12 protein-coding genes and 1 pseudogene are annotated in these 10,281 nt (G+C 68.4%); 8 read left to right on the forward strand and 5 right to left on the reverse strand.

Annotation, left to right across the window (positions count from 1 at the left end; all coding sequences use genetic code 11):
* Positions 1-79 precede the first annotated feature (79 nt).
* From ACZ4RZ_RS44610 to ACZ4RZ_RS44645, 8 genes and pseudogenes are all read left to right on the forward strand, one after another.
* On the forward strand, positions 80-862 hold the full coding sequence (locus ACZ4RZ_RS44610; RefSeq protein ID WP_467753289.1) for an SGNH/GDSL hydrolase family protein: 783 nt from the start codon (positions 80-82) through the stop codon (positions 860-862).
* Between the two features lie 22 nt (positions 863-884).
* Positions 885-1,223 (forward strand): DUF4326 domain-containing protein, encoded by a 339-nt coding sequence (locus ACZ4RZ_RS44615; protein ID WP_467753290.1) that lies wholly within the window; start codon positions 885-887, stop codon positions 1,221-1,223.
* A 103-nt stretch (positions 1,224-1,326) separates the two neighbouring features.
* Positions 1,327-1,959: a hypothetical protein gene (locus ACZ4RZ_RS44620; protein WP_467753291.1), complete on the forward strand. Its 633-nt coding sequence runs from the start codon at positions 1,327-1,329 to the stop codon at positions 1,957-1,959.
* A gap of 99 nt (positions 1,960-2,058) precedes the next feature.
* A complete protein-coding gene (locus ACZ4RZ_RS44625; protein WP_467753292.1) occupies positions 2,059-2,292 on the forward strand; it encodes a ferredoxin in 234 nt (77 codons plus the stop codon).
* Complete coding sequence (locus tag ACZ4RZ_RS44630; protein ID WP_467753293.1) at positions 2,289-3,683, forward strand: NAD(P)/FAD-dependent oxidoreductase; 1,395 nt, start codon at positions 2,289-2,291, stop codon at positions 3,681-3,683. Before ACZ4RZ_RS44625 ends, ACZ4RZ_RS44630 begins: the two co-directional genes overlap by 4 nt.
* A gap of 24 nt (positions 3,684-3,707) precedes the next feature.
* A complete protein-coding gene (locus ACZ4RZ_RS44635) occupies positions 3,708-4,937 on the forward strand; it encodes a cytochrome P450 (protein WP_467753294.1) in 1,230 nt (409 codons plus the stop codon).
* A gap of 80 nt (positions 4,938-5,017) precedes the next feature.
* Positions 5,018-6,460 (forward strand): adenylosuccinate lyase, encoded by a 1,443-nt coding sequence (gene purB, locus ACZ4RZ_RS44640; RefSeq protein ID WP_467753295.1) that lies wholly within the window; start codon positions 5,018-5,020, stop codon positions 6,458-6,460.
* Positions 6,457-6,858, forward strand: a pseudogene (locus ACZ4RZ_RS44645) (mismatch-specific DNA-glycosylase); the annotation flags it as partial. The gene purB and the pseudogene ACZ4RZ_RS44645, both read left to right, overlap by 4 nt.
* A 426-nt stretch (positions 6,859-7,284) precedes the next feature.
* On the opposite strand, the gene ACZ4RZ_RS44650 reads toward ACZ4RZ_RS44645, so the two are convergent.
* From ACZ4RZ_RS44650 to ACZ4RZ_RS44670, 5 genes are all read right to left on the reverse strand, one after another.
* Positions 7,285-7,542 carry a DUF7848 domain-containing protein gene (locus ACZ4RZ_RS44650; RefSeq protein WP_467753296.1) on the reverse strand — a complete coding sequence of 86 codons (258 nt, stop codon included), beginning with the start codon at positions 7,540-7,542 and terminating at the stop codon, positions 7,285-7,287.
* A gap of 311 nt (positions 7,543-7,853) precedes the next feature.
* Positions 7,854-8,705: a helix-turn-helix domain-containing protein gene (locus ACZ4RZ_RS44655; protein ID WP_467753297.1), complete on the reverse strand. Its 852-nt coding sequence runs from the start codon at positions 8,703-8,705 to the stop codon at positions 7,854-7,856.
* A gap of 13 nt (positions 8,706-8,718) precedes the next feature.
* A complete protein-coding gene (locus ACZ4RZ_RS44660; RefSeq protein ID WP_467753298.1) occupies positions 8,719-9,243 on the reverse strand; it encodes a DUF6879 family protein in 525 nt (174 codons plus the stop codon).
* Complete coding sequence (locus tag ACZ4RZ_RS44665; protein WP_467753304.1) at positions 9,215-9,502, reverse strand: hypothetical protein; 288 nt, start codon at positions 9,500-9,502, stop codon at positions 9,215-9,217. The genes ACZ4RZ_RS44660 and ACZ4RZ_RS44665 overlap by 29 nt, the downstream gene beginning before the upstream one ends.
* Before the next feature lie 140 nt (positions 9,503-9,642).
* Positions 9,643-10,281 (reverse strand): transposase (locus ACZ4RZ_RS44670; RefSeq protein ID WP_467753299.1); only part of this gene is annotated, 639 nt, incomplete at its 5' end.

The raw sequence follows: 10,281 nt of genomic DNA on the forward strand, positions 1-10,281 counted from the left end.
ACGCCGAACCACCGGGGCGTCGGCCCCCGGTGGCCCGACCGACCGACGGGTATGCAGTCGGGATACCATCTTTTCCGCCATGCAGACGAATGCCACCTACACCAGCCTTGTCGCGGTCGGCGACTCCTTCACCGAGGGCATGTCGGACCTCTTGCCCGACGGCTCCTATCGCGGCTGGGCCGACCTCCTCGCCGCCCGGATGGCGGCACGGACGCCCGGCTTCCGGTACGCCAACCTCGCGGTGCGCGGCAAGTTGATCGGACAGATCGTCGACGAGCAGGTGGACGTGGCGGCCGCGATGCGGCCCGACGTGATCACGCTGGTCGGCGGACTCAACGACACATTGCGCCCCAAGGTCGACATGGGACGCGTCCGCGGTCTCCTGGAGGAGGCCGTGGAGAGGCTCGCTCCCGCCTGCAAGCAACTCGTCCTGATGCGCAGCCCGGGCCGCAACGGCCCGGTACTCGAACGGTTCCGGCCGCGCATGGAGGAGCTCTTCGCCGTTGTCGACGACCTCGCGGAGCGGCACGGCGCGCTCGTGGTCGACCTGTACGGGGCGCCCGCGCTCGCCGACCCCCGGGTGTGGGACGTGGACCGGCTGCATCTGACGGCAGAGGGGCACCGTCGCGTCGCCGAGGCGGTGTGGCAGACGCTCGGGCACGAGCCGGAGGACGCGGAGTGGCGTACGCCGATGGCGGCCACGGCGCCACCCGGCTGGGTCGCCCGCCGCACCGCCGACGCCCGCTTCGCCAAGCAGCACCTGCTGCCGTGGATCGGACGGCGGCTGACAGGCCGCTCGTCGGGTGACGGACGCCCGGCCAAGCGGCCGGAGCTGCTGCCGTACGAGGGGCCGGTGGGGTAGACATACGGCGGAAGGGAGCCGCATGCCCACCACCGTGATCAATCTCAAGGGCCGTATCCACGACTTCGGCCCCCGGCTGGAGAAAGCCCCGGCCGACCTCGTCTACATCGGCAGGCGCTGGACCATCGGCCACTGGGACCTCCCGCAGCACCCGCTCTACAACCCGTTCGCGCCCGACACCCCCACCAAGAAGCGCGACGGCCCGCGGGCGGAGGTCATGGAGAAGTACCGGGCCTATCTCCTCGAACGCCCCGAGCTCCTCGTCCAGGTGCCCGCGCTGCGCGGCAAGACGCTGGCGTGCTGGTGCGCGCCCGAGCTGTGCCACGGCGACATCCTGGCGGAGCTGGCGGACGCCTCTTAGGCCGACCTCGGGCCGTCACTCCCGTGGCTGTCACCAATGGCGTGGGCGCGCCACTGCCTGCTTTCTGGACCGAGAGGGGAATCGGAAAAGAAGGCGAGCGTCGATGGAGCCGAAGGACGAGCGGCTGCGGACGCCGCGGGCCGCCGGTCTGGCAGGGGCGGTGTTCGCGGTCCTGCTGGCGGCGGCGATGGTACTGGTGCGGATCGCCATCCCCGCGGGGAACGCCGCCGACGCGGCGGTCGATCCGGACCAGCGGTGGGCGTTGCGGGTGGCTGTGGAGATCCTCCCGTTCGCGGGAATCTTCTTCCTTTGGTTCATGGGCGCCCTGCGCGCCCACGTCGGCGACGCCGAGGACAGATTCATCGCCACCGTGTTCTTGGGCAGCGGACTCGTATTCGTGGCCACCATGTTCGGGGCCGGCGCCGCGGCGGGCACCGTACTGAACGAGACGCCGCCCTCAAGCTTCGGCCGCCATTTCGCGTACACGCTGATGACGACGTACGCGCTCCGCATGGCGGCCGTGTTCGTCTTCACGACCTCGACCATCGGGCACCGCCTCGGCGTCCTGCCACGCCCGCTCGCCGTCCTCGGGTATCTCGTGGGCCTTGTCCTGCTCGTCTTCGTGTCCGGCCTGCCCTGGTCCGAGCTGGTCTTCCCGGCCTGGGCGCTGGTGGTCAGCATCCACATCCTCCGCGTCCGTCCTCTCGAGCCGCTCCCTTCCGGGGGCTCGCGGTGAGTCCGACACCCAATGAGCGCCTCGGCGCGCGCCTTCACACCCCCTCGCGCATGCTGAAGCCGAGGGGGCGAGAAGGAGACACGGAAAGGCTGATCCTCGGTGAGGCTTGTCGTCGATCTCAACCGCTGTCAGGGATACGCGCAGTGCGCGTTCCTCGCTCCCGACGTGTTTGCCATGCACGGAGAAGAGTCGCTGCTCTACAACCCGCTGGCCGAGGAGGAGAGGCGCGAGGAAGTGACGCGAGCCGTCGCCGCGTGCCCCGTTCAGGCCATCCTCGTGGAGGCGGACGCCTCGGACGAGGTCCCCGGATCCCAACCGGGAGGAGACCGGTGAGCAGTGACGGATCTCTGGACCGGCTCAAGCGCGAAGGGCGCATCGTCGTCGTCGGAGCCTCCCTGGCGGGGCTGCGTGGGGCGGAGACGTTGCGCGAGGAAGGGTTCACGGGCTCGCTCACGATGATCGGGGACGAACCGTACGAGCCGTACGACCGCCCCCCGCTCTCCAAGCAGGTCCTGCTGGGCAAAGCGACAGCGGACCGCACCCTCCTCCCCCGGCGCCGGGCGATCGACGCGGAGTGGCGCATCGGTGTGCCGGCCACCGGCCTCGACATGGCAGCCAGGCGGGTACGGCTGGCCGACGGCGACGAGGTGGCGTACGACCGGCTGTTCATCGCCACCGGGGTCCGTGCCAGACCGTGGCCGAAGGAGGACGAGGCGGAGCTCGACGGCGTGTTCGTCCTGCGAACCCGCGACGACGCCGATGCGCTGGAGCGCTCGCTCGCGCAGGGTCCCCGCCGGGTGCTCGTGATCGGCGCCGGGTTCACCGGCTCGGAGATCGCCTCCGCCTGTCGGGAGCGCGGGATCGCGGTCACCGTGGCCGAACGGGCCGACGCACCGCTGGTCGGAGCGCTCGGCGGAGTCATCGGCCAGGTCGCGGCCGAACTGCACCGCGAGAACGGCGTCGACCTGCGCTGCGGCGTCATGGTGACCGGTCTGGAGGGCGACTCCACGGGACGCGTCCGCGCCGCCCATTTCTCCGACGGGAACTCCGTCGAAGCGGACGTGGTGGTCGTCTCCCTGGGTGCTATGCGCAACACCGAATGGCTCGCCGGATCCGGACTCGGCGCGGGCCCTCGGGGCATCGCCTGTGACGCGGGCTGCCGGGCCTTCGACATCCGGGGCATCGTCACCGACGACATCTATGTGGCGGGCGATGTCGCCCGGTCCCCGCATCCGCTGTTCGGATACCAGTTCCTGTCTCTCGAGCACTGGGGGAATGCCGTTTCCCAGGCCGAGACCGCGGCGCACAACATGATGAGTGAAAGCACGGACCGCCGCCCCCACATCTGGGTGCCCGCCTTCTGGTCCTCCCAGTTCGGTGTGAACATCAAGTCCGTCGGGGTGCCGACGATGGGGACGGAGATCCTCATCGCGCAGGGCGCCCTCAACGAGCACCGATTCACCGGCGTGTACGGGTATCAGGGACGCGTCATCGGCGCCGTCACGTTCGACCAGTCGAAGTGGCTGCAGTTCTACCAGCAGCAGATCGAGACCACAGCGCCGTTCCCCCCGCCCCACACCACGGTGGACCGCCGTCCGGAGGGACAGCACCCGGTGGACGCCGACTTCCCCGATCCGTCGGTGCCCACGCACGGCCCGACCGTCACGCTCAGCGGATATTCGCCGACCGACCGGCGGATGACGTTCACCCCCGCCGTGCACTGATCCGACGCTCACGAGGACGCACCCATGGACATCCTGCGGCAGATCATCGACCACACCAACCGTGCCAATCCGTATCCGCTGTACGAGGAGCTCCGCAACACGCCGGTGTACCACGAGGTGGACGGGCCGTACGTCGTCAGCACCTACTACGACATCCAGAGCCTGCTGCACGATCCGCGGGTCAGCTCGGACGTACGCAATCTGAAGTCGACGACGGCCGATCCGCTGTCCGCCGACGGACAGGAGGAGACGGCGCTGCCGCCGAGCTTCCTGCGGCTCGACCCTCCGGAGCACGACCGGCTGCGGCGTATGACGAACCGGCCCTTCGGCCCGCCGCACTCCCCTCGGCGCATCTACGACATGCACAACGAGCTGAAGGGCATCGTCTCCGGGCTCATCGACAGCATCGACGGCCCGGATCGGATCGATCTGGTCGACCAGGTCTCCTATCCCTTCCCGGTGACCGTGATCTGCCGACTGCTGGGGGTACCGCGCGAAGACGAGAGCCGCTTCCACACCTGGGCGGACACCCTCGCCGCCAGCCTGGACCCCGTCCTGGACACCGATCGCGAGGAGCGCGACAAGATCGCCCACAATGCCCGCATGGAGCTGGGCATGTATCTGTCCGGGCTCATCGAGGAACGCCGCAAGAAGCCCGGCGACGACATGTTGTCGGAGCTGGCCACCTCGCACGGGCCGGACGGCGCCATGACGACGATGGAGGTCCTGAGCACGTCGGTGCTCCTGTTGATCGCCGGTCACGAGACGACGGTCAACCTCATCACCAACGGCATGCTGACCCTGCTGCGCAACCCCGACGTCCTCCAACGGCTGCGCAAGGACCCGAAACTGTCCGTCCCCATCGTCGAGGAGTTGCTGCGCTTCGAGCCACCGGTGCAACTGGTGCCGCAGCGCAGCACCCTCGCCGACATCGAGGTGCGCGGCGTGACCATCCCCAAGGGCGCATCGCTGTGGCTGGTGCTGGCGGCGGGCAACCGCGATCCCGACCGCTTCGAGCATCCGGATCGGTTCGACCCGGACCGCGGGGACATCCAGCATCTGGGCTTCGGCAGCGGCATCCACAGTTGCTTCGGCGCCCCACTGGCCCGGCTGGAGGCACAGCTCGCGCTGAGCGAACTGGCCCGCAGGCTGGAGAACCCCCGACTGCTGGAGGATCCGCCCCCCTACCGGCAGAGCGCGGTCCTGCGCGGCCCGCGCCATCTGCCGATCGCCTGCGACGGCATCCGCCCTTAGAGCTTCACCAGACTGACCTCGGCTCTCTGAGCTGTGCGGACGTACAGAGCCCGACCGGACGCCGGGTAAACTCCCTACACGTGACTGCCGCGCCCGCAAAGCCCCGTATCCCCAACGTCCTCGCCGGACGCTACGCCTCCGCCGAGCTCGCCACGCTCTGGTCCCCCGAGCAGAAGGTGAAGCTGGAGCGTCAGCTCTGGCTCGCCGTGCTGCGGGCCCAGAAGGACCTCGGGATCGAGGTGCCGGACGCCGCCATCGCCGACTACGAGCGCGTCCTCGACCAGGTCGACCTCGCCTCGATCGCCGAGCGCGAGAAGGTCACGCGGCACGACGTGAAGGCGCGGATCGAGGAGTTCAACGACCTCGCCGGGCACGAGCACGTACACAAGGGCATGACGTCCCGGGACCTCACCGAGAACGTCGAGCAGCTGCAGATCCGGCTCTCGCTGGAGCTGATGCGCGACCGCACGGTCGCCGTCCTGGCGCGCCTCGGCAAGCTCGCGGGCGAGTACGCCGAGCTGGTCATGGCCGGCCGCTCGCACAACGTGGCCGCCCAGGCCACCACCCTCGGCAAGCGCTTCGCGACCGCCGCCGACGAGCTGCTCGTCGCGTACGGCCGGGTCGAGGAGCTCCTTGCCCGCTACCCGCTGCGCGGTATCAAGGGCCCGGTCGGCACGGCGCAGGACATGCTCGATCTGCTCGGCGGGGACGCGGCCAAGCTCGCGGACCTGGAGCAGCGCATCGCCCAGCACCTCGGCTTCTCCCAGGCCTTCACCTCCGTCGGCCAGGTCTACCCGCGCTCGCTCGACTACGAGGTCGTCACCGCGCTGGTGCAGCTGGCGGCCGCCCCGTCCTCGCTCGCCAAGACGATCCGGCTGATGGCCGGCCACGAGCTGGTCACCGAAGGCTTCAAGCCCGGCCAGGTCGGCTCGTCCGCGATGCCGCACAAGATGAACACCCGCTCCTGCGAGCGCGTCAACGGCCTGATGGTCATCCTGCGCGGCTACGCGTCGATGACCGGCGAGCTGGCGGGCGACCAGTGGAACGAGGGCGACGTGTCGTGCTCGGTCGTACGCCGAGTCGCGCTGCCCGACGCGTTCTTCGCGCTGGACGGCCTGCTGGAGACCTTCCTCACCGTCCTCGACGAGTTCGGCGCCTTCCCGGCCGTCGTCACGCGTGAGCTGGACCGCTACCTGCCGTTCCTCGCGACGACCAAGGTCCTGATGGGCGCGGTGCGCGCGGGCGTCGGCCGCGAGGTCGCGCACGAGGCCATCAAGGAGAACGCCGTCGCCTCCGCGCTCGCCATGCGGGAACAGGGCGCCGAGCGCAACGAGCTGCTCGACAAGCTCGCGGCGGACGAGCGCATCCCGCTGGACCGCGCCCAGCTCGACGAGCTGATGGCCGACAAGCTGTCCTTCACGGGTGCCGCCGCCGACCAGGTCGCCGCCGTCGTCGGCCGTATCGAGGACGTCGTGAAGCAGCACCCGGAGGCCGCGGGCTACACGCCGGGGGCGATCCTCTGACGCGGTTCACCCCCGCGGACCTGGAGGCCGCCCGCGACCGGCTCGTGCCGGATGTCGTCGCGGACGGCCTCCAGGTTCTGTTCTGCGGCATCAATCCGGGTCTGATGACGGCCGCAACCGGCCATCACTTCGCCCGGCCCGGCAACCGCTTCTGGCCGGTGCTGCACCTCTCCGGGTTCACACCCCGGCTCATGAAGCCGCCGGAACAGGGCGAGTTGCTCTCGTACGGGCTCGGCATCACGAACGTGGTGGCGCGCGCGACAGCTCGGGCCGACGAACTCGCTGCCGAGGAGTACCGCGTGGGCGGGCAGCTGCTCAGCGAGAAGGTGGAGCGACTGAAGCCGCGGTGGCTCGCGGTGGTCGGAGTGACCGCCTACCGGGCGGCGTTTGCAAGCCGAAGCAACTAGCGCATTACCTACAACCGTCTGACCTGCGGAAACGACGAAGCCCCGTCCCCCTCGACACAGAGAGAGGGACGGGGCTTCACCCTCCGCCTACGCTCCCCATGGGCGCGGGGGTCGGGGAGCATTGTTGGGCGGAGGTTGCGGAGCGGACAGGATCCGGGAGAGGCCGACCTCACTCGACTCGCCGAACCCTGCCGCCCCACCGCACGCCGGCTGCACAGGCAGCTAGCGGGCGGGCTTGGGGGGTCAGCTCCAGACGAAGGCGCCCATATCGAGCAACTTCCCCGCGTGGTCCTCGTACGTGGGGTGCGGCGCTCGCCAGCAGTGGACGACGACGTTAGAGACGTCACAGCGCCATGTGGTCCAGAACATCCTTCGGGGGCGTCGTCGCAGCGCCGCACGGGGGCGTGTCGGAGTTGCTCAAGGCGTCTCCTGCCCGTCCCTCACGTCAGCCCGCGGAACGAGCCGCCAACCGGTCTGACGCATGAGGCGATACCGGTCATGTGTGGGGTTGCGCTTGAGATGGGCCTGCGCCCACGCGTTCGCTCCGCCTGTGTCATTGATGTCCTGCCACTCGATGCAAGATGCGCATTCGACCCACCGACGGACAGGAAGGTCGTCGATCGTGGCGCGTGCGGTGACTTCGGGATATGCGTAAGTGCGGCGAGCGTTCGTCATTGCCGCGCCCTCTCCTGCCCAGGTGCGTCCTGGTGACGCTTCAACTCAACGACGATGTCTGAGGCGCGGGAAAGGTCGTACTCGGGGCTATGCGGGTCTCGCGCGGACTTCCATTGCGTAACGAGAGCCGCGCACACGTCACAACCCGGCGTGGACTCTGGCTGCTCGTACAGCGGGTCGGTGAGCTGAATGGGATCTCTCAGCGTCGTCTCTAGTGCCATCCCTACACCTCCGCGGCGGGCTTTGATGCTTCGACGCTATGAGGGGGCAACGGCCGACTTCCATGAAGTTCTACGGAATTCTATGCGGATTCAGTCGAGGGAGGTAACCGCGTTCGTGATGATTGCCCGGGCATCCGCTCCGAAGACGGCCAGCTCACCCATTTCGGCAAACGCGTTGGCGTACTGAGAGATCTCTCCGGGCGTCGTGACCGTGATAGCGGCCGTCAACAACTCGACGTGGACGCGTTCGTCGTCAAACATCGTGAACGTCTCCAGCGTCCACATGCCGCGCTGTCGGCCAGCGGGGATCACTCCAACTGACACGGACGGCAGCGCCATGACGGACAACAGATAGCCCAGCTGGCCAGCCATCGTCGCGTCGTCCCCGACAACATGCCGGAGTACGGACTCTTCCAGGAGGAAGGCGAATCGGTGTTCCCCCTCGCGGATGATGCGTGACCGCTCGACGCGGGCGGTTGCTGCGTCCGCGGAGTCGTCTGGCGCTTCGTGGACGCGCGCGATGTTGTGGAGCAGTGCCTCCGCGTACTCGTACGTCTGGAGGTATCCGGGGATGACGGTCGACGTGTAGACACGGAATGTCCTCGTGCGCTCGTACAGCGGGATGCGCGACTCCTGCAACCTCCGCAACCCTGTGCGCTGCACACGTCGCCACTCCATATACATGGAGTCGGCCGTACGGTTGGCCGCGATCAGATCGGCGATTTTGTCGGTCGCCTCGCACGCGGTGCACCACGCCCGGATGTCCTCGTCGGACGGGGGCGTCGTGGCGTTCTGAAGTCGCGAGACCTTCGACGGCTGCCAGCCCGTCCGGTCCGCGATGTCCCGACCCGTCAGTCCAGCGTCCAGGCGGATGTCACGCAAGCGTCCGGCGATCTCTGCTCGGACAGCCTGGAGGCTGGATGACGGGTACGGGGCTGACATCTTCGGGTGGCGCTCAGATCCTGTAGTCCTCGTGCGGGATGGCACGTTCCCAGACAGCTTCGAAGGCCTCCGCGTGACGCTTCACGACGTCGGCAGCGTCCTCCATGACGTCTTCAACGAACGCGCCGTCGCCAGAGAACAGGCCGAAGCGGATGAGCCGCCCGTCAAAGATCCACAGATCGTTGCCCGGGAGCAGCAGATCCGACGCCAGGCGCCGCGGAAGCCACCGGACATCTTCGCCGGCCGCGATGTTCTGCGGCGTGCACGAGTGCTCGAACCGGATGTAGTCGCTTACAGGCTCCGACACCACACGGGCGCGACGGACGACGATTCCACGGCTCACAGCGTCGGCCACCGTGGTGTGGAAGTCGTTCCACCACGACGCGCGGTCCTCGATGTCGTAGCGGTGCCCCGACAGCCACGCGGCAAAGTCCTCGTCCTCCTCCACAACGCCGTAGACGTCGCGCATCTCCAGGTGGACGGCGGAGCGTCGACAGGTGGCGAGCAGCTCAGTGAACGATGGCACCTTCTGCGGCATCGCACGCCTCCCTGATCTGCTGCGCCATGCGGACGGGCAGCCTAACGACTGCCTCTGTGTCGGGGATGGATCCCGTAGACAGGCATTCTGCCTGGAGAGCCTCGCTCGCCTTCCAGCCCTGGAACACAAACTCTTGCTTCTCCTCGTCGAGCCACACCGTCGGGCAGTGCTCTCCGTTTGTCTCCGGGTCCTTCCCAAACGACCGTAGCGCCATGGTGACCTCCGTTGTCACGTGGGTTGCGCAATGTTCTACGAACATCACGCCGACGGGTGTACGGCGTCAAGAGGGCCTGATGCGCCGGAAGTTGGCTACATGCGGTCATTCGAAGTCGACCCCGAGCGCGGTGTCCGTCCGGCCGACAGTAGGCACAGACCTCTAGAGATCTTTAATGGCTGGGGTTACGGCGGTTGGAAGTCGAGGCCGGTCTTGGCGAGGAGGCCGTCGATGAGGCCAGGTCGGTACTGCATCCGCTTGAGCCGCGTCTTCACCAGCGCGGTGAGCTGGTCGAGGTTGTGTTTGGTGAGGTTGGCCAGGGACCGTTTCAGGTGCGACCACACGCCCTCGACCGGATTGAACTCGGGGGCGTACGCCGGGAGTTGGTAGACAGTCAGCCATAATCGGGCGGCGATCAGCTTCCGCATGGTGCGGCTGACGTGCGTGTTCAAGTTGTCCCAGACCAGCACGATCGGGCCGCCGAGCTGCTGGTGTGCGGCGTCGAGCAGAGCGGCGTAGGCGGTCTCGGTGAAGCCCTTGCGCCGACCTTTGGCGGGACCACGGTCGAGGTGGATGCGGTAGATCAGCCGGGACCGGTGGCCGGGCTTGGTGCAGATCATTCCCGCCACGGAGACGCGTTTGGTGCCTGCGGCGGTGACCCGCACGACGGGCGTGTGGCCTCGTCGGCCCCAGGTTCGCCCCTTGGGCGGCCTCAGCCCCTGGCCCGCTTCGTCGCTGAGTAGGCCCGGGGCGCGGTGCCGGGATTGCTCCCGGTCCGTTTCCCCGGACCTCTCGCCGAACCCGCCGTGCCTGTTACCAGGCAA

It is taken from the genome of Streptomyces sp. NPDC027189 (assembly GCF_055566975.1).